This is a genomic window from Curtobacterium pusillum (assembly GCF_007680845.1).
Taxonomy (GTDB): Bacteria; Actinomycetota; Actinomycetes; order Actinomycetales; family Microbacteriaceae; genus Curtobacterium; species Curtobacterium pusillum_B.
The window spans coordinates 89,107-107,306 of record NZ_VEIY01000009.1 but is presented as its reverse complement, the minus strand read 5'-3'; the positions used below and the strand labels follow the sequence as shown (position 1 = coordinate 107,306).

Sequence of the window (18,200 nt, the reverse complement as noted above, 5' to 3'; positions counted from 1 at the left end):
GATCAGGTGGTTCGGGCCGGTTCGCGTTGTGGTCGGGCGGGCGTCAGCGCGCGCGGGGTTCGGAACCAGGTTCCGGAGCGGCAGGGCATGCGGCGGCCGCGGAGGACGCCGCAGGGCGCGTCAGCGCGCGGGCGCACCGCCGAGCACGAGGTCGCGCACCTGGGCGGCGGCGCCGAGGGCCACCGCGTCCGACCCGAGCGTCGACTGCGCCAGGCGGATCCGGGCACCGCTGACGGGGGGCTCCAGCGCGATCGCCGCGGTGATCGGCGGCTCGAGCAGGTCCCACGAGCGGGCGATCCCCCCGCCGATGACGACCGTGGTCACGTCGAGGATCCCCGCCGTCAGCAGGGCAGCACGGGCGAGCCCCCATCCCGCCCGCTCGAACACCGCGGCAGCGTCGGCGTCCCCGGCGCGGGCGGCGTCGGCGACCTCGCGGACGGACAGCCGTCGGCCGGACCGCTCGGCGTACCGGTCGGCGATCCCGCGGGCGCCGGCGATGGTCTCGAGGTGCCCGATCTGCCCGCAGGTGCACAGCGCGTCGCCGAAGCCCGGGACGTGCCCGATCTCACCGGCGGCACCTCGGGGACCGGCGAACAGCGAACCGCCGAGCACGAACGCTCCGCCCACGCCGGTACCGAGGGTCATCCCGAGGACGTCGGACTCCCCCGCGACCGCGCCGGCCGCGATCTCGCCGAGGAGGAACGCGTTCACGTCGTTGTCGAGCGTCGCCGGCACGCCGAGCGCCGCGGTCACGGCGTCGGTCACGCCGTAACCGGCCCAGCCGGTGAACGAGTTGCCCGTCACGAGCACCGTTCCCGTGCTCGCGTCGACGACGCCGGCAGCGCCCACCCCGACACCCGTCAAGGAGGCGCGGTGCCGGTCGAGCAGTTCGGTCACCGCCCCGAGTGCGGCGGTCACGATCGCGGCCCCGCCCGCGTGGGCGGGCGTCGGCAGGTCGATGCGGTCGAGCACCTCGAGGGTCGGCGTCGCGAGGACGACCTTCGTGTTCGTCCCACCGACGTCCACGCCGGCGACGACCGCGTCCGGTCCGATGCCGATCACGCGGTCACCGCCGCGAGGGTCGCGAGCCGCTCGGCCCGACGTTGCCGTTGCACGATCGGGTCCGGGACGGGGACCGCGGCGAGCAGTCGGCGGGTGTAGTCGGTCGTCGGGTGCAGGAGGGTGGAGCCGGTGGCGCCCTGCTCCTCGACGACGCCCTGGCGCATCACGACGACGCGCTCGGCGAACTGCTGCACGACGGCGAGGTCGTGCGAGACGAACAGGCACGCGAACCCGAGGTCGTCCTGCAGCTCGCGGAGCACCTCGAGCACGGTCTCCTGCACGCTGACGTCGAGCGCACTGGTCGGCTCGTCGGCGACGAGCAACCGCGGCGAGAGGACGAGGGCGCGGGCGAGCGAGACGCGCTGCCGCTGGCCGCCGGAGAGCTCCCGGGGTGCACGTGTCGCCAGGGTCCGGGGCAGCCGGACGGCGTCGAGCACCTCGTCGATGCGGCGTCGCCGGTCGGCCGAGGACATCCCGCGGCGGTGCACGGCGAGCGGTTCGGCGATGCACTCGGCGACGGACATGCGGGCGTCGAGGGAGGCGACCGGGTCCTGCAGCACGACGCCGATCCCGGAGCGGAGCGCGCGCCGGTCACGGCCCTTCGCCCGTCGCAGGTCCGAACCGAACAGGTGCACGCTGCCGGACGTCGGCGTGATGAGGCCGAGCGCGACCCGGGCCGCGGTGGACTTGCCCGAGCCGGACTCCCCGACGAGGCCGATGGTCTCGCCGGCGTGCACCGCGATGTCGATCCCGCTCAGGGCGTGGACGGCGCGCGCCCCGCGCCCGAACGTCACCGAGACGTCCCGCAGGTCGACCACCGGGGCCGCGTCGCGCCTCCCGTCCAGACCACCGACCGAGGCGGCCGACGCGACGGACCCGACCGACCCGGCCGACGCGACGGACCCGACCGATCCCGCGGGAGCGACCGCGAGCCGCGGCACCGCCGCCAGCAACCGCTTCGTGTAGTCGTGCTGCGGACGGAGGAGGACGTCCTCGACCCCGCCCGTCTCGACGATCTCGCCCTGCAGCATCACGGCGACCCGGTCCGCGAAGTCCGCGACGACGCCCATGTTGTGCGTGACGAGGAGGACCCCCGTGCCGGTGTCGGCCGCGAGCCGGCGGAGGAGCTCGAGGATCTCGGCCTGCACCGTGACGTCGAGCGCGGTCGTCGGTTCGTCCGCGATGAGGAGCTTCGGCGAGTTCGCGATCGCCATCGCGATGACGACCCGCTGCCGCTGCCCGCCGGACAGCTGGAACGGGAACGCCCGCGCACGCTGCGACGGCGACGGGATGCCGACGCGGGCGAGGAGCTCGACGGCCTGCTCGGACGCGTCCGCCGCGGAGACGTCGCCGTGGTTGCGGATCACCTCCGCGATCTGCGCGCCGACGCGGGTGAGCGGGTCGAGGGCGGTCGCCGGCTCCTGGAAGACCATCGAGACGGTGCTCCCGCGGAGGCCGCGGAGGGCGGTCTCCGGGGCGCCGACGACCTCGTGGCCGTCGACGACGGCGCTGCCGGTCGCGGTCGCGTTGCCGGAGAGCAGCCCCATCGCGGCGAGCGCGACGGTGGACTTGCCCGAGCCGGACTCGCCGACGAGCGCCAGGGTCTCGCCGGGCTCGACGTGCAGGGAGACCCCGCGGACGGCGTCGACCGTGCCGGACTCCGTGCTGAAGGCGACCCCGAGGTCGGTGGTGGTCAGGATGGACATCTATCGGCCCCTCACGTCGAAGGCGTCCCGGAGCCCGTCGCCCACGGCGTTGAACGCGCAGACGACGAGGATCACGGCGAGACCCGGCGGCACGATGAGCCACCAGCGCCCCGAGTAGGCGGCGGTGAGTCCCGCCGAGAGCATGCCACCCCAGTCCGTCGCCGGCGCCTGCACCCCGAGGCCGAGGTACGAGACGTAGGCGACGAGGAGGATCGCGTCGGCCACCTGGAACGTCGCGGCGACGACGATCGTGGACACCGAGTTCGGCAGCAGGTGCCGGCCGATGGCGCGGGCGTGCGACCCGCCGATCGCGCGCAGGGTGAGGACGTAGTCGCGGTTCTTCAGCGTCAGGGTCTCCGCGCGGATGAGTCGGGAGGGCACGAGCCACGACACGAGGCCGAGGATCACGATGAGGCCCCACACTCCCGGCGTCGTGATCGCGGAGATCACGAGGAGGATGAACAGCGCGGGGATCGCGATGCCGGCGTCGACCACGCGCATCATCACGGCGTCGACCCAGCCGCCCACGTACCCGGCGACGGATCCCCAGAGCGTGCCGACGACCGTGGCGAGGATGCCCGCGGCGATGCCGACCATGAGCGACACCTTGCCGCCGAACATCAGGCGACCGAGGACGTCGTGCCCGACGGCGTCGGTGCCGAGCAGGTGGGCGGCGCTCGGGCCGAGGTTCGCCTGGGACAGCTGCGTGTGCGTCTGGTCGGTCGGGTACAGGAACGGTCCGACGAAGCAGAACAGCACGATGACGACGATGACGACGAGGCCGACCACGGCGAGGGTGTTGTGGCGGAAGCGGCGGACGGCGAGCTTCCACCCGCTCGACGCGACGACCACGGGAGCTCCGGGCGCTTCCGGGGCCAGTTGCACGGCGCTCATGCGCGGACTCCCATCACGTCGTTGGTGGACGCAGTGTCGATGATGGACGCGGCGCTCATGCGCGGCCTGCCTTCACTCGGGGGTCGATGAGGGACTGCGCGACGTCGGCGAGCAGCGTGCCCACGACCGTCGCGATGGAGATGACGAGGACGCAGCCGAGCAGGGTCGGGTAGTCGGAGGACTGCGCCGCGTTCCAGAACAGCAGCCCCATGCCGGGGTAGTTGAAGAGCTGCTCGGTGACGAGCGCCCCGCCGAAGAGCACCGGCAGGTAGTACCCGAGCATCGCGACCACCGGGGTGAGCGAGTTCCGGAACACGTGCCGCCGGAGGATCGTCACGGTGGAGGCGCCGCCGGCACGGGCCGTGCGGACGTAGTCCTCCCGGAGGTTCTCGAGCGTCGAGGCCCGCATGTACCGGCTGAACACCGCGATCATCGCGAGGGCTCCCGTGACGACGGGGAGCACGAGGCCGGCCGGGTCCTGGAAGACCTCGGCGAGCGTGTTCCCGCTCGGCGCCTGGGACGGCAGCCACGGCAGCTGCTGGCTGAAGACGATGATGAGGACGAGCCCGAGGAAGAACGCCGGCGTCGAGTAGAAGACGAAGGCCAGGGCGGTGGCGGTGTAGTCGACCGCGCCGTTGCGGCGGACCGCCTGCCACATGCCGACGGGGATCGCGATGACGAGCCCGAGCACCGCGGACATGCCGGTGAGGACGAGGGTCTTCGGGAGTCGCTCGGCGATGAGCTGCGACACCGGTTCGTTGAGCGTGTACGAGGTGCCGAGGTCGCCGGTGAGCAGTCGGCCGAGGAACCGGAGGTACTGCACGGGGAGCGCCTGGTCGAGTCCCTGTGCCTGGTTGAACGCGGTGATCTGCGCGGCCGTCGCGGAGACGCCGAGGACGCCGCGGGCGGGTCCGCCGGGCAGCGCGTGCAGCAGGCAGAACACGACGATCGTGACGATGAGGATCACCGCGAGCGCCTGCAGGACGCGCCTGGTGAGGTAGAGAGCTGTGGTCATGCGGCTTCCGTTGGTCGGTTGGTGCGTGAGCCGGTCTGGAGGCGCGGTGCGGGTCGGACCCGCACCGCGCCTCCAGACGGTGGTCGCGTCAGCGGCCTACTTGCTCCACTTCCACTGGGCCGGGTGGAAGTTCGCGAGCGAGTCCTGGTCGAACCCGGTCAGACCCTTCTTGACGACCGAGATCTGGTAGTCCGGGCTGGGCAGCCAGATGACGGGCAGGTCCTTCGCGACCGCTGCGCTGTAGTCCTGCACGGCGGAGGCGTCGGGCGAGGTGGTCGTCGCGTCGATGAGCGCGTCGACCTCCTTGTTGGAGTAGCTGCCGAAGTTCGCCGAGCCGGCGGTCTGGAAGAGCGACTCACCGGTCGGGTAGGCCGGGAAGTACCAGCTGCCCGCGGTCCCGAAGAACGACAGGTCCCAGTCGCAGCTGGCCTCGTCGCTCGTGCAGGTGGGCGTCTGCGACAGCACGCTCGAGACCGGCGCGGTCTTGATGGTGAAGCCGATGCCGCTCTTCGCGAGCGAGGACTGGATGGCGCTCATCATGTTGTCGGTGACGGTGGAGCCGGACTGCGAGAGCACCTGCATGGTGAACTTCGTGCCCTCCTTCACCCCGTCGCCGCACTGGCTCGCCGAGGTGCCCGGGTCGGTGCAGACCATCGTGCCGCCCTTCTCGGTCCAGCCGTGGCTGGTGAGCAGCGCCTTCGCCTTGCTGGTGCTGAACGGGTACGGGTTGTCCTTCTGCGTCTGGGAGACGTAGTCGGACTCCTGCGCCTGCGGGATCGGACCGTAGGTCGACGTGGCGGTGCCGTTGAAGACGACCTTCGACAGGGACTTCTGGTCGACCGACATCTGGACGGCCTGGCGGGCGTACAGCTGCTTGAAGACGGCGCCCATGGTCGGGTTGTTGAAGTTGTACGGCATGTACGTGATCGCCCAGCCGGTCCACGGCTCGACGTCGTAGCCCTTCTGCGTGAACGAGGACTTCTGGTCCATGTCGGTGGCGTTGATGTAGCCGTAGTCGACCTCGCCGGAGCGGACCGCGTTGACCTCGGCGTCCGCCGTCGTGAACGGCAGCAGGTTGACGGTCTTGATCGAGGGCTTCTCGCCGCCGTCGTACTTCGTGTTGGCGGTCAGCGTGACCTTGCCGGCCGTCGTGAAGGACTGCACGCCGTACGGGCCGGAGATCGTCTTCCACAGGTCGTCGCTGGCGTAGTCGGAGATCTTGCCGGCAGCGGTGTTGAGGTACTTCCACACCTGCTTGGCGCCGGCGGTGGTCTCGTCCGCGTTCCCGACCGAACCGCTCGCACTGGTCTTGTCCCAGGTGTGCTGCGGGAGCGGGACGATGTGGCTCAGCTGGTTGGCGAGCATCCAGTCGGAGTTGTACGCCTTGTCGAACGTGATCGTGAAGTGCGTGTCGTCGACCGTCTTGAACGAGGTCCAGTTGTCCGGCGCCTTGCCCTCGGAGTAGGAGCCCCACTGGTCCTTGTTCGCCTTGATCAGGTTGAACCAGAACTCGACGTCGCGGCTCGTGATCGCCTTGCCGTCCGACCAGTGCCGGTCGCCGAGGGTTACGGTGACGCTCTTGCTGTCGGCGGCGAACTTCGCGTCCGTCGCGATGGAACCGTCCTTGTTCCACGCGATCTTGCCCGTCGACCCGTCGTAGGCGACGAGCGGCTCGTAGAGCGACTGCGCGATCGAGCCGTTGTTCGTGTTGAGGTGTGCCGCGGTGCCGATCGGCAGGATCCAGTTCGGCGTGAAGTTGGCGGGCAGCGCGTAGTTGATCGCGTCGGACTTCGTGCCGGAGGTGGCGGAGCCGCCCCCGGAACAGCCGGCGAGCAGGGCGCTCACGGCGATCGCCGCTCCGGTGAGGAGCGCCCAGCGACGGGGCTTGGACATGCGGTGTCTCCTTGTGCGAGGGACTTCGGGGAGTGGTGCACGGGGTGCCGGATCGGCACGAGGACAGTCAAGGACCAAAGCGATTGGAAAAACAAACATCTGGATGTAAAAACTGCGTTACTGCCGATCGGACGAAAGGGTGCCCGGCGCGGAGTGGCCCGTAGGCTCGCGGCAGGCCGGGTCCTCCGGCCGCCTTCCGCCCGGATTGGAGAAAGTCGTGCCGGACCTCAGCGCCCGAGTCCTCGAGCTCGTCGCCTCCGGGCAGGCCGCCAGTCGCACCGAGATCGCGAACCTCCTCGGGGCCGCACCCTCGACGGTGTCGCACGTGGTCGCCCAGCTCCTGTCGCACGGGTTGCTCGCCGAGGAGGGCACCGACGTCTCGACCGGCGGACGACCCCGGAAGGTGCTCCGCATCGGCGGAGCCGACGAGTACGCGGTCGCCGCCGACGTCGGCGGCGGACACGCGCGCATCGGCATCGTCCTGCCGGGAGGCGCGCTCGAGCAGGTCGCGAACGTCCCGTTCGCGCTCTCCGACGGTCCGGCCGCCGGCCTGGCACGCCTGGCAGCGCTGCTCGAGCGGCTCGCCGACGACCGCGGTCGCGAGGGCCTCCGCGGCGTCGGCCTGAGCCTGCCCGGGCCCGTCGACGTCGAGGCCGGCGTGGTCGACCTGCCGAGCCGGATGCCGGGGTGGAACGGCTTCCCCGTGGCGTCCTGGCTCACCGAGCGCTTCGGCTTGCCGGCGATCGTCGACAACGACGCGAACTGCATGGCCGCCGGCGAGCAGACCGTGCAGGACCCCGCGCGCCGGCAGACCATCACCATCAAGGCCGGATCGGCGATCGGGGCCGGGATCGTCATCGACGGTCGGCTCTACCGCGGCGCCACCGGCTCGGCCGGGGACATCACCCACGTGCGCATCGACGCCGCCGGGGACACCCCGTGCTCGTGCGGCAACACGGGGTGCCTCGAGACGGTCGCGTCCGGGGCGGCGCTCGTCCGGATCCTGTCGTCCGCCGGTGTCGACGTGACCTCCACCGCGGACGTCGTCCGCTTGGCGTCCGACGCGCACCCCGAGGCCACCCGCGCGGTGCGGCTGGCCGGCCGGTACCTCGGCGAGGTGCTCGCCGCCAACGTGAACTTCTTCAACCCGGACGCCGTGTACCTCGGCGGCATCCTGTCCACCCTCGACCCGTTCATCGCCGCGGTCCGGAGCCAGCTGTACGAGAGCTGCCACCCCCTCATGACGCAGCACCTCGCCATCGAGCCGGTGTCGCTCGGGCCCGATGCCGGGCTCGTCGGCGCCGGTCAGTTCGCCCTGCAGCGCGGGCTCGCCGCCTCGTTGCAGGAACTGTCCACCCCCATCCCCCAGTCGACCACCAGGAGCAGGAGCGTCCGTGTCTGAGACCACCACCCCCCGCCGTCCCGTCATCGCGATCGCCGGGCTCGCCATCGAGACCTCGACCTTCACGCCGACGAGGACCCACGCGGCGGCGTTCCACCCTGATCGCGGGGACGAGGTCGTGGCGCGGTACCCGTTCCTGGCGTCGTACGCCGACGCCGCCGACTTCCGCGGTGCGCTCATCGGGCACGCGCTCCCGGGCGGGATCGTCGACCGGGAGTCGTACGAACAGCTCGCCGCGGAGATCGTCGCGCGGCTGACGGACCTCGGACCGGTCGACGGGCTCTGGTACGACATCCACGGCGCGATGGTCGTCGAGGGACTGGACGACGCCGAGTCCGACCTGCTCGGACGGATCCGGGCGGTCGTCGGCCCCGACGTCATCGTGTCGGCGTCGATGGACCTGCACGGCAACGTCACCGCCGAGCTCGCCCACCAGGTCGACCTGGTCACGTGCTACCGGATGGCCCCGCACGAGGACGCCATGGAGACCAAGGAGCGCGCCGTCCGGAACCTGGTCGACGTGCTCACCACCCGACCCGTCGGGCAGCAGCGCCCGGTGAAGGCCTGGGTGCCGATCCCCGTCCTGCTGCCGGGCGAGCAGACGTCGACGCGCATCGAACCAGCGGCGTCGCTGTACGCGCAGGTGCCGGTCGTCGAGCAGACCGACGGTGTCCTCGACGCCGCGATCTGGGTCGGGTACGCCTGGGCGGACCAGCCCCGGGACCGCGCCGTGACGGTCGTCACCGGCTGGGACACCGACGCCGTCACCGCCGGCGCCGAACGGCTGGCGCGGGCGTTCTGGGACGTCCGCGAGGACTTCGAGTTCGTGGCGCCGACGGGCACGTTCGACGAGTGCCTCGCCGCAGCGCTCGCCCCCGGAGCCGCCCGGCCGTACTTCATCTCGGACTCCGGCGACAACCCGACCGCCGGAGGCTCGGGCGACATGACGTGGGGGCTGACGCAGGTGCTGGCGAACCCGGCGTTCGCCGCCGCGGACGGCCCGACCGTGATCTACGCCAGCGTCCCCGGCGCCGAAGCGGTCGCCGCCGCCGTGGAGGCCGGTGTCGGCGCCACCGTGACCGTGACCGCCGGAGCGACGGTCGACGCCGTCCACGCCGGACCCGTCACCATGACCGGGCGGGTGCACGCGATCAAGCACGGCGACCGCGACGCCGAGACCGAGGTCGTCCTGCAGGTCGGCAGCGTCTTCGCGATCCTCACGAAGCTCCGGAAGCCCTACCACCACGAGCACGACTTCACCGACCTCGACCTCGCCCCGCGCGAGGCCGACGTCGTCATCGTGAAGATCGGCTACCTCGAGCCGGAGCTGTTCGACATGTCCGCGGACTGGATGCTCGCGCTCACCCCCGGTGGCGTCGACCAGGACCTCGAGCGGCTCGGGCACCACCGGATCGCACGGCCGATGTTCCCCTACGATCGAGTGTTCCCCGATGCGCCGGACCTGACCGCCAGGATCATCCCGGCCTCGGACCAGCCCCTCGGAGTCGTTCGATGACCGTTGCCCTCGAGATCGCCGTCACCTCGCCCGCGGGGGCGATCGTCGCGCGGGACGGCGGTGCCGACCGGGTCGAGCTCTGCGTCGGACTCGAGCTCGGCGGGCTCACCCCGTCCCAGGCCCTCGTCGAGACCACGCACGAGACCGGGATCCCGGCGCACGCGCTCGTCCGGTGCCGTCCGGGTGGCTTCGTGCACGATGCCGACGAGGTGGCGCTCATGGAGCGGGAGGTCCGCACGGTCCTCCGCTCCGGCGCCGCCGGCGTCGTGGTCGGGGCCCTGCGCCCGGACCGCACCCTCGACGAGGACGCGCTCCGACGCTTCGTGGCCGCCGCCCGTTCGGTCAGCGCCACCGCCGAGGTCACCCTGCACCGGGCGATCGACCACGCGGTCGACCCCGTCGCGGCCGCCGCGACGCTCGCGGACCTCGGGTTCACCCGCGTCCTGACCTCCGGGGCGGCCCTCACGGCCCTGACCGGTGCGGCCACGATCGCCCGCATGGTCGAGGCCGCCGGTCCCGTGCAGGTGATGGCGGGCGCGGGCGTCGTCCCCGCGGACGTCCCCGCCCTCGTCGCCACCGGGGCCGCTGCCGTGCACCTCTCCGCGAAGCGCCCCGCGGCGGACAGCGCCCACGCCGGGGTGCCGATGGGCGGCGCGGACGACGGGTCGGCGCACTTCGTCACCGACGCCGAGGTGGTGCGGGCGGCGCGACGGGCCCTCGACGCCTGACGTCCACCGTCATGCGGGAATGGCCGGCCCCCGCCGCTGCTTGACGCCCGCATGACCTCGTCAGCAGAGCGCCGCGGATGGCTCAGTGTCCTCTCCGTCGCACTCGGTTCGTTCGTCCTCGTCCTGTCCGAGTTCCTCCCCATCGGCCTCCTCCCGGCGATCGCCTCCGACCTCGACGTCAGCATCGGGACGGCCGGCCTGATGGTCGTCGCCACCGGGCTCGTCGGGGCCGTGGCCGCACCGGTCGTCACCGTCCTGACGTCACGCGTTGACCGCCGGGTCGTCCTCGTGTCGCTCACCGTCCTGCTCGTCGTGGCCGACGGACTCGCCGCGATCGCGCCCTCGTTCCCGGTGCTGCTCGTCGCCCGCATGCTGCTCGGCGTGGGCATCGGCGGCTTCTGGGCGATCGGCGCCGGCATCGCGGGACGTCTGGTCCGCCCGGACGTCGTGATCCGCGCCACCTCCCTCATCACCGCCGGCGTCTCGGTCGCGACCGTCGTGAGCCTCCCGCTCGGTGCGCTCGTGTCGTCCCTGGCCACCTGGCGGCTCGCGTTCGTCATCGGCGGCGCGCTCGGTCTCGTCGCCCTCGTGCTGCAGCTCGCGATGCTGCCGCGGATCCCCGCGCAGCAGCAGGTGCGGTTCGCGACGCTCGGTTCGCTGCTCCGCCTCCCCCGCGCGCGCGTCGGGCTCATCGCCGCCGCGTTCCTGTTCGCCGCGCAGTTCGCCGCGTACACCTACATCGCGCCCTACCTGCAGGAGCTCGTCCGGGTCGGTCCGGACACGATCACGCTCGCTCTCCTGGTGTTCGGCATCGCCGGCATCGTCGGGAACTTCGCCGCGGGCTTCACCCTCGGCCGGAGCATCCTCGGCACGCTCGGCGTGGCGAAGTTCGTCCTCGCCGGCGCCGTCGTGCTGCTCCCGCTGCTCGCGCACTCGGTGGTCGGCGTGTTCGTCCTGCTCGTCGTGTGGGGCCTGGTCTGGGGCGCGCTGCCGCTCGGGATGCAGACGTGGATGTCGTCCGCGTCGCCGGCCGGGTCCGAGACGGGGCTCGCGCTCTTCGTCACGACGATCCAGCTCGCGATCGCCGCAGGTTCGGTGCTCGGGGGTGCCGCGGTCTCGTCGTTCGGGCTGGCGGCGGACTTCTGGCTGTCGGGCGGCGTCGCCGTCATCGGCGCGGTCGTCCTGGTCGCGCTCGGGCTGCGGCGGTCGAACGCCGTGCCGGTCGCGACGGCCGGACCGGCGGCCACGCCCGAACCGGGGGCGACGCCGACCGCTCCGGTCGCCGTCGTGTGCCCGTGACCCTGCCGAGCTGAGCCGGTGGCGGACGGGAGGCGCGGTGCCAGCCGGCACCGTCCCTCCAGGCTCCGCTGCGGTCAGTCGACCGGGTGCTCGACCTCGTGACGGAAGACGTCGTGGAGTTCGTCCCGCCCGATCGGTCCCCCGGGGAGCGGGTGCCGGCCATCGCCGGACCGGAGCCCGTCGAGGACGATCCCGATCTGTCGACCGAGGATCCGGTCGGCCTCGTCCGGCGGCAGGTTCGAGTAGCCGCCGATCCGGAACGCGGCGAAGGTGACGTCGTTCGCGTTGACGTCCGGCCGCAGGGTCCCCTCGGCCTGGGCCGCGCGGACCACCGCGTCGAGGCGCTCGGCCCAGCCCGCACTCAACTGCCGGTCGTCGTCGAGGGCCACCATCTTGCGGTTCAGCCGGGGGATCGCCGGGTGTTCCTGCAGGACGTCGACGATGCCCGTGACGAGCGCGACCACGGCGTCCCAGCCCGTGCGCTGCGCGGCCACCCGTTCCTCCACGCGCCCGAACTCGGCGATGAGCCGCGCGTGGAGGGCACGGACGACCTCGTCGATGCCCGGGTACCGGCGGTAGAGCGTCGCGATCCCGATGCCGGAACGCTGCGCGAGCTCCACCATCGTCGGGTCGGCGTCGTGGACCGCGTAGTGCGCTTCTGCGGCCGCGAGGATCGCCTCGCGGCTGCGTCGGACCTCGACGCGCTCGGCACGTGTACGCGCTGTTGCGGACATGAGAAGACCCTAATCGTCCGATTCAAGTGGAGACTTGACTCCGCTTAGTGTGCCCCCTATCGTCGCTGGAGGCACCGCCCCTCGGTGGTCGTCAGGACGTGCCGGACCGCTCCGGCCGCCCTGGTCCTGACGCGCACCGTGCACCCGGACGCGGCGGAGCCGACGTCGGCGACGGACCGCACCCTAGGCGGACCGGAACCGCCGACCGGTGTTGCCGCCGAACCCGAACGGCGGCAGCACCGGTCGACCGATCGTCGGGTCGGTCTCGGGTCAGCTGCGTCGCCCGGCGCGGGCCGCGAAGGCGTCGAGCGCCTGCAGCACTTCGTCGTTCCGGTACAGCACGCCGTGGCGGTACTCGTTCTTCGACACGAGGATGCCCGCTTCCACCAGTCGGACGATGTGGGGGTACGCGTTCCGCGGGGCCACCCGCATCTCGGTGGCCAGGACCGTCGCGTTCAGGACCGGCTGGCGAGCGACCACTTCGAGCGCCCGCCACACGCCGGAGTCCCGCCGTGCCGTCACCCGTTCTCGCCAGCCGGAGCGGATGCGTCGGATGTCATCGACGAGCTCCCGGGCGTTCTCGATCGCCACGAAACATGCCTCGGCGACGCGCTGGATGATCGGTTCGACGTCGCCGAGCCGGTACGAAGTGAGCGCGGCAACGTAACCCTTGGTGTCCGTCAGGAGCCCAGCCGACACCGGGACCGTCACGTTGTTGGTGAGCTCATCGGATCGCAGCATCGCCTGGAGCAGCGCTCGCCCGGTCCGACCGTTGCCGTCGGTGAACGGGTGCACCGTCTCGAACTGCGCGTGCGCGATGGCCACCTGCGCGAGCCGCGGGAGGTCGATCCTGCGGGCGAACGCCATGACGTCGTCCACGAGCTCCGGGACGCGTTCCCACGCGGGGGCAACGTAGTCGGCGCCTGCCGGTGATCGTCCGTTCGAGCCGATCCACACGGGCTCGGTGCGGAACGCGCCCGCCTCGTGGTGCTCGTCGTGTTCCATGAGGACGCGATGCATCTCGAGCACCGTTCCCGTGGTGAGCTGGTCGGAGAGTTGGATCGCCGTCTGCATGGCGCGGGTGTTCGACACGATCTCGCTGGCGTTCCGCTTGCCGGGGGCGCCGATCTCTGCGGTGAAGATCTGCCTCGCGGACGCCGTCAAGTGCTCGATCTGCGACGAAGCAGCTGCCTCGGATCGCAGGAGCAGTGAGGCGAACGGTGCCAGCTCAGCACCGAGCTCAGCATCGAACCGCGCAAGCGCTGTCGATGCTTCGTCCGCCAGCGTTGCGACCACGTGGCCGAGTTCGACCGGCAGCTCCGCGATGTGAGCGGGGACGGCTGCTGCGTACCGTTCGACGAGCCGATCGCGACGGGCGGCACGGGGGCCAGCATCCGCGTGGCGGCTCTGCCATTCCATGTCTTCGAACGCCAGCGATGGCCAAGTCCTCGGCATCGGAGCCCTTCACTGGATCGACAGATCTTCTGAGGTAAGCAAGTATCTCAGAAGATCTGCCGGGGATGTTCTCGGATCGGAACCGAACGGACGGTCTCGGGTCAGCGTCCCGCCGCGGCGTGGTTCGCGACCTGCGTCGCCGTGAGCACCGTGCTGTAGACCGCCGCGTACCGCATCGACCCCGTGAAGGCGAAGTTCGCCGGCTGTCCCGGCCACCCCGAAACGGTGTCGTACCCGACGCGGAAGTAGCCCGTGTAGTTCTCCGGGGCCGTGTACGCGGTGTTCGACGCGACGAGCACCCCGTCGGCGTACAGCCGCATCCCGGTGCTCGCCGACATCGTCGCGACCATGTGGTGCCACGCGCCGTCGTTGTAGGCCTTCGGCGAGGTGACGACCTGCGTCGTGCCGTTGTAGCTGCCGAAGACGAGCTGGCCGCTCGTGTTGAGGTAGACCTGGCGGTCGTGCTGGCCCGAGGCGCTGACCTGGTTCGAGCCGAAGCCGACGAGCATGCCGCCCGCGACCGTGGTCTTGAACCAGACCTCTTCCGAGAAGGTCGTCGGGTTCACGTACGACTTCGGGGTCGACACGAAGCTCGTCGAGCCGTTCAGGACGTACGAGCTGCCGGTGTCCCGCGGGCAGGCGTTCGGGCTGGGTGTCTGCGCGACCATCGACCCCTGGTAGGTGCCGTTGAGTCCCTTGCCGGACCAGTCGGTGGCCGTCGTCGATCCGGACGCCTCGGTGAGCTTGTAGGCGAACAGCGCGTTCGTGGTGTCGGCGCCGACGGCCGCCGTGCACGTGAAGTACGGCGCCGTCGCGGCGCTGTTGGCGCTGTTCGTGATGACGGCACTGAACGCCGAGCGGGTCGGGGCGAAGGCGTTGAGCAGGGCGACGACCGCGAGCGCGACGACGAGGACGGCGGCGATGACCCGGCCGTCACGGAGGTGTCGGAGGTTCACGAGGCACGCACCGCCTCGACCCGTCCGACGGACAGGCAGAGCACGAGCGGGACGAGGCAGGCGGCGATGAGCAGCGCCCAGCCCCCGACACCGAGGTCGATGTTCGAGGTGAGCTGGTAGTGCCCGTGCTTCGACAGCTCGTGGATGACCATGCGTCCGACCTGGCCGTCGACCAGGTGGACGCTCTCGGCACCGTGGGCCTCGACCCGCACCGGGAACATCCCGGACGAGACGATGGTCGCTTCGACGCCACTCGGTGACGACGTGTTCGTGATGGTGGTCACGTTGACGAACGGCTTGAGGACGAACGCGGCGTACGAGGTGGTGAGCGCCGCTCCGGCGATCCGCAGGCAGGTGCGGGTGACGCGGTCCGTGAAGACGCTCGTGAGCGTCCAGATGACCAGCGTCCCGATGAGCAGGAGCGGTGCGGCTCGGAACAACCAGCCGAGGTTCGGGACGAGGAGGACCGGGGCGCCGACGACGTTCTCCTGGGTGAGCGTCCACGGGTCGGTCGCGCCGTTCACGTCACCGCGGGTCTGCAGTCCGCCGTCGGCGTCGATGTCGATGATGCGGTGCGTGTAGACGACGCCGGGGTTCGCGGCCGTCTCGAAGGACACGATGTCGCCGACGTGCAGCGTGGCGACGTCGACGGGGAGGTCGAGGACGAGCGTCCCGACGGGTGCGGCCTCGCCCATGGACGGGGTCTCGACGACGAACCACCGGCCACCGGCGGAGAGGAACAGCACGGCGCCGGTGAGCAGCACGGCCGCGATCAGGGCGACGGACCAGGCGAGCACGGTCTCGAACCGGGTCGCGGTGCGGCCGCCGATCAGCGGGCGGTCGAGCGTGCCGCTCAGCGGGATCGCTGCCGTCTGGCTCATCTGCTGCTCCGCTCGGGAAGTGGTGGGAAGAAGGGGAGGCGACGCTCGGCCGGAAGGGGGTCGGCCGAGCGTCGCCGGTCAGGGGCGGGAGGGACTAGGCGGTGAAGGTCCAGGTCATCGGCACCGAGGCGGAGAGGCCCTGGTACGTGTTGCCGGCCGAGGAGTCGAGCGTCACGGCGAAGTTGAACGGGATGCTCGTCCCGGCGGCCGGGGCGGCCGGCATGGTGAAGGCCGAGGCTGCGGCGCCCTTGAAGCTGGCGAGCGTGCCGCTGAACACCGTCGTGGCGCCGGAGGTGATGACGAGGTTCATCTTCGCGCAGAGGTCGGTCGCGGTGCCGTTGATCGACCCGTTGGCCGACTGGGTGCAGGTCGCACCAGGCGTGAGGGTGAAGGTCGCGGCGTTCGCGGTCCCGGTGTTCTTGATCGAGATCGCCGTGTTGACGGTGTTGCCCGGGGTCATCGTGGTGCTGCCGCCGAACTTGTTGATGGTGGAGCAGGTCGCGGCGTTGGTCGAGACCGAGCCGCCGTCGGTGCTGAGGCACGTGACCGAGGCGCCGGCGTTCTGCTCCTGCATGATCAGCGTGCCGCTCGCGGCCGTGTTGCTGCTGTTGGTGATGCTCGCGGCGAACCCGGAGAGGGTGCCGGTGAGCGAGAGGGAGAGCAGGACCGCGGCGAAGATGCCCGCGAGGAGCGCGACGGGGGCGAAACGGATCCGCTTCAGTGCGGAGGTGCGGAGCTTGTCGGACACGGGGTACCTCTTCGGTCTGGGTTCAGGGAGTGGGGATGGAACTTCGGGTGAAGCAGACGGTTCGGGTTCGCTTGCTTGATCATCAAGATAGTCAATGCTTCATCAAGTTGACCACTCGTATACTTACCCCAGTGCGAGGGACGTGCCCGCACCCGACGCGGAACGAGGAACCCGTGACCCACCCCGGCGCCACCGACGCGGCCGACCTGATGGTGGCGTTCGACGCCGTGGTGCGCGCGAACGCGAGCCTCGTCAGCCGGCTCAGCGCCCGTGCCGGCGTGCACGAGAACGCCCTGCGCGCCCTGGTGCTCATCAGCGACACCGGGTACTCGACGCCGACCGAGGTGGCCGGGTACCTCGGCCTGACCTCCGGCGCGGTGACGAACCTCATCGACCGGATGACGACCGCCGACATGCTCGAGCGCGCCCCGAACCCGAACGACCGGCGCGGGTCCCTGCTCCGCCTGCTGCCGGACGGCGAAGCGGTGGTCGAGGACTACCGGCGGCGGTACGCCGAGCTGCTCCGGGCAGTCGATGCGGGCCACGACGGCGACCTGCTCGCGGTCCTGAGCGAGCTCGCGACGAACCTGTACGAGCAGGCGGGCGAGGCGTCGCGCTGACCCTCCCGCGACCCGGCCGGCAGCCGCCGTCGCGCTTCGGCTTCAGCGCAGCGAGCGCAGCCCCGTACGGAGCTCCTCCACGAGGACCGCCGGCTGCTCGAGCGCCGCGAAGTGCCCGCCGGCGGCCGCCTCGCGAAAGTGCACGAGATCGCTGTACGCGGCCTCGACCCAGCTCCGCGGCATCCGGGGGACGTCCTTCGGGAAGACCGTCACCGCGACCGGCAGCTCGAGCCTCGGCCCGGACATCGTCGCCGTCCGGTTGTCCCAGTAGATCCGGGCCGATGACGCAGCACTGTTCGTGAACCAGGTGAGCGAGACGAGGTCGAGCATCGCGTCGACGGCGATCGCGTCCTCGGCGAGGCCGTCGTTGTCCGTCTTCGACTGGAACTTCTCGTAGATCCAGGCGGCCTGGCCCACCGGTGAGTCCGCGAGGGCGAAACCGACCGTCTGCGGCTTCGTCGCCTGCAGGTGGTTCGATCCGCCGAGCTCGCCCGCGTAGCGCGCCAGGCCGTCGGCCGCTCGTCGCTCCTCAGCCGAGAGCACGTCCGGGATCGTCGCGGGCACGGCGTACGGGGTGCTCAGGTGGATGCCGACGAGCCCGTCCGAACGCCGAGCACCGAGCGCCGTCGTCACCGCCGATCCCCAGTCACCCCCGTGGGCCGACCACGATCGGTAGCCGAGCCGCGCCATCAGCTCCGTCCAGGCAGCCGCGATGCGGTCGACGTCCCACCCCCGGCCCGTCGGCTTCCCCGAGAAACCAGCACCCGGCAGCGACGGGATGACCACGTCGAACGAATCCGCCGCGTCCCCACCGTGCGCGACCGGGTCCGTGAGCGGACCGACGAGCGGGAGGAAGTCGGCGACGGATCCCGGCCAACCGTGGGTGAGGACCAGCGGCATCGCACCGGGGTTCCGGGAGCGCACGTGGACGAAGTGCACGTCGAGTCCGTCGATCGTCGTGACGAACTGCGGCCAGGCGTTCAGCTCGGCTTCGAACCGTCGCCAGTCGTACTGCCGCTCCCAGTACCCGGCGAGGCCACGGAGGTTCTCACTCCGCACCCCCTGCGACCAGTCGGGCACCGTCTCCGGATCGGGCCACCTGGTCGCGGCGAGACGCCGTCGGAGGTCGTCGATCGCCGCCTGCGGCACGTCGACCCGGAACGGGCGGACGTCATCTGCGGGTCGTGTCGTGAGTGGGGTCATGGTTCGGAGCTCCTCGCGGGTCGCGTGCATTGCACATCGGTGTGCAATGCCATCGTGACGCAGCCGCCTGCATTGCACAAGAGTGTGC

Annotated in this window: 16 protein-coding genes; 5 read left to right on the top strand and 11 right to left on the bottom strand. The window is 71.3% G+C overall.

What is annotated here, in order from left to right; translation table 11 throughout:
* Positions 1 to 120: 120 nt before the first annotated feature.
* The 5 genes from FS825_RS16855 to FS825_RS16835 all read right to left on the bottom strand — a co-directional run bounded on the left by FS825_RS16855 (position 121) and on the right by FS825_RS16835 (position 6,570).
* Entirely contained in the window at positions 121 to 1,062 is a 942-nt protein-coding gene (locus FS825_RS16855) for an ROK family protein (protein WP_260981292.1), read from the bottom strand.
* Positions 1,059 to 2,768, bottom strand: a complete 1,710-nt coding sequence (locus tag FS825_RS16850; RefSeq protein WP_144715296.1) for a dipeptide ABC transporter ATP-binding protein — start codon at positions 2,766 to 2,768, stop codon at positions 1,059 to 1,061. The genes FS825_RS16855 and FS825_RS16850 overlap by 4 nt, the downstream gene beginning before the upstream one ends.
* Positions 2,769 to 3,662, bottom strand: a complete 894-nt coding sequence (locus tag FS825_RS16845) for an ABC transporter permease (protein ID WP_144715294.1) — start codon at positions 3,660 to 3,662, stop codon at positions 2,769 to 2,771.
* 55 nt (positions 3,663 to 3,717) lie between these two features.
* Complete coding sequence (locus FS825_RS16840) at positions 3,718 to 4,677, bottom strand: ABC transporter permease (RefSeq protein ID WP_144715292.1); 960 nt, start codon at positions 4,675 to 4,677, stop codon at positions 3,718 to 3,720.
* Between the two features lie 96 nt (positions 4,678 to 4,773).
* On the bottom strand, positions 4,774 to 6,570 hold the full coding sequence (locus FS825_RS16835) for a peptide ABC transporter substrate-binding protein (RefSeq protein WP_144715291.1): 1,797 nt from the start codon (positions 6,568 to 6,570) through the stop codon (positions 4,774 to 4,776).
* Positions 6,571 to 6,787: 217 nt separating this feature from the next.
* Here FS825_RS16835 and FS825_RS16830 point away from each other — a divergent pair, with 217 nt between their 5' ends.
* Genes FS825_RS16830 through FS825_RS16815 form a run of 4 tightly spaced genes read left to right on the top strand, consistent with a single transcriptional unit; the run spans position 6,788 to position 11,515 of the window.
* Positions 6,788 to 7,972 carry an ROK family protein gene (locus tag FS825_RS16830; protein ID WP_144715289.1) on the top strand — a complete coding sequence of 395 codons (1,185 nt, stop codon included), beginning with the start codon at positions 6,788 to 6,790 and terminating at the stop codon, positions 7,970 to 7,972.
* A complete protein-coding gene (locus tag FS825_RS16825) occupies positions 7,965 to 9,488 on the top strand; it encodes a M81 family metallopeptidase (RefSeq protein ID WP_144715287.1) in 1,524 nt (507 codons plus the stop codon). The genes FS825_RS16830 and FS825_RS16825 overlap by 8 nt, the downstream gene beginning before the upstream one ends.
* Entirely contained in the window at positions 9,485 to 10,216 is a 732-nt protein-coding gene (locus tag FS825_RS16820) for a copper homeostasis protein CutC (RefSeq protein WP_144715286.1), read from the top strand. The genes FS825_RS16825 and FS825_RS16820 overlap by 4 nt, the downstream gene beginning before the upstream one ends.
* A 51-nt stretch (positions 10,217 to 10,267) precedes the next feature.
* On the top strand, positions 10,268 to 11,515 hold the full coding sequence (locus tag FS825_RS16815) for an MFS transporter (protein ID WP_144715284.1): 1,248 nt from the start codon (positions 10,268 to 10,270) through the stop codon (positions 11,513 to 11,515).
* 74 nt (positions 11,516 to 11,589) lie between these two features.
* Here FS825_RS16815 and FS825_RS16810 read toward each other — a convergent pair whose 3' ends face one another.
* From FS825_RS16810 to FS825_RS16790, 5 genes are all read right to left on the bottom strand, one after another.
* Positions 11,590 to 12,249: a TetR/AcrR family transcriptional regulator gene (locus FS825_RS16810; RefSeq protein ID WP_144715282.1), complete on the bottom strand. Its 660-nt coding sequence runs from the start codon at positions 12,247 to 12,249 to the stop codon at positions 11,590 to 11,592.
* A gap of 270 nt (positions 12,250 to 12,519) precedes the next feature.
* Positions 12,520 to 13,668 (bottom strand): Fic family protein, encoded by a 1,149-nt coding sequence (locus tag FS825_RS16805; protein WP_222126957.1) that lies wholly within the window; start codon positions 13,666 to 13,668, stop codon positions 12,520 to 12,522.
* Between the two features lie 137 nt (positions 13,669 to 13,805).
* The gene (locus FS825_RS16800; protein ID WP_144715278.1) at positions 13,806 to 14,660 is read right to left on the bottom strand and encodes a LamG domain-containing protein; all 855 of its coding nucleotides are present in this window, start codon (positions 14,658 to 14,660) and stop codon (positions 13,806 to 13,808) included.
* A complete protein-coding gene (locus tag FS825_RS16795; protein ID WP_144715276.1) occupies positions 14,657 to 15,541 on the bottom strand; it encodes a S26 family signal peptidase in 885 nt (294 codons plus the stop codon). Before FS825_RS16795 ends, FS825_RS16800 begins: the two co-directional genes overlap by 4 nt.
* Positions 15,542 to 15,635: 94 nt before the next feature.
* A complete protein-coding gene (locus tag FS825_RS16790) occupies positions 15,636 to 16,289 on the bottom strand; it encodes a COG1361 family protein (RefSeq protein WP_144715274.1) in 654 nt (217 codons plus the stop codon).
* A 173-nt stretch (positions 16,290 to 16,462) separates the two neighbouring features.
* On the opposite strand from FS825_RS16790, the gene FS825_RS16785 reads away from it, so the two are divergent.
* On the top strand, positions 16,463 to 16,909 hold the full coding sequence (locus tag FS825_RS16785; protein ID WP_186377310.1) for a MarR family winged helix-turn-helix transcriptional regulator: 447 nt from the start codon (positions 16,463 to 16,465) through the stop codon (positions 16,907 to 16,909).
* Between the two features lie 42 nt (positions 16,910 to 16,951).
* On the opposite strand, the gene FS825_RS16780 is transcribed toward FS825_RS16785, so the two are convergent.
* Positions 16,952 to 18,112 (bottom strand): epoxide hydrolase family protein, encoded by a 1,161-nt coding sequence (locus FS825_RS16780; protein WP_144715270.1) that lies wholly within the window; start codon positions 18,110 to 18,112, stop codon positions 16,952 to 16,954.
* Positions 18,113 to 18,200: the final 88 nt, after the last annotated feature.

Coding starts and splice junctions, on each gene's coding strand:
- FS825_RS16850 (WP_144715296.1), bottom strand. CDS start 2,768: ATGTCCATCCTGACCACCACCGACCTCGGGGTCGCCTTCAGCACGGAG.
- FS825_RS16810 (WP_144715282.1), bottom strand. CDS start 12,249: ATGTCCGCAACAGCGCGTACACGTGCCGAGCGCGTCGAGGTCCGACGC.
- FS825_RS16845 (WP_144715294.1), bottom strand. CDS start 3,662: ATGAGCGCCGTGCAACTGGCCCCGGAAGCGCCCGGAGCTCCCGTGGTC.
- FS825_RS16805 (WP_222126957.1), bottom strand. CDS start 13,668: ATGGAATGGCAGAGCCGCCACGCGGATGCTGGCCCCCGTGCCGCCCGT.
- FS825_RS16780 (WP_144715270.1), bottom strand. CDS start 18,112: ATGACCCCACTCACGACACGACCCGCAGATGACGTCCGCCCGTTCCGG.
- FS825_RS16815 (WP_144715284.1), top strand. CDS start 10,268: ATGACCTCGTCAGCAGAGCGCCGCGGATGGCTCAGTGTCCTCTCCGTC.
- FS825_RS16835 (WP_144715291.1), bottom strand. CDS start 6,570: ATGTCCAAGCCCCGTCGCTGGGCGCTCCTCACCGGAGCGGCGATCGCC.
- FS825_RS16820 (WP_144715286.1), top strand. CDS start 9,485: ATGACCGTTGCCCTCGAGATCGCCGTCACCTCGCCCGCGGGGGCGATC.
- FS825_RS16840 (WP_144715292.1), bottom strand. CDS start 4,677: ATGACCACAGCTCTCTACCTCACCAGGCGCGTCCTGCAGGCGCTCGCG.
- FS825_RS16795 (WP_144715276.1), bottom strand. CDS start 15,541: ATGAGCCAGACGGCAGCGATCCCGCTGAGCGGCACGCTCGACCGCCCG.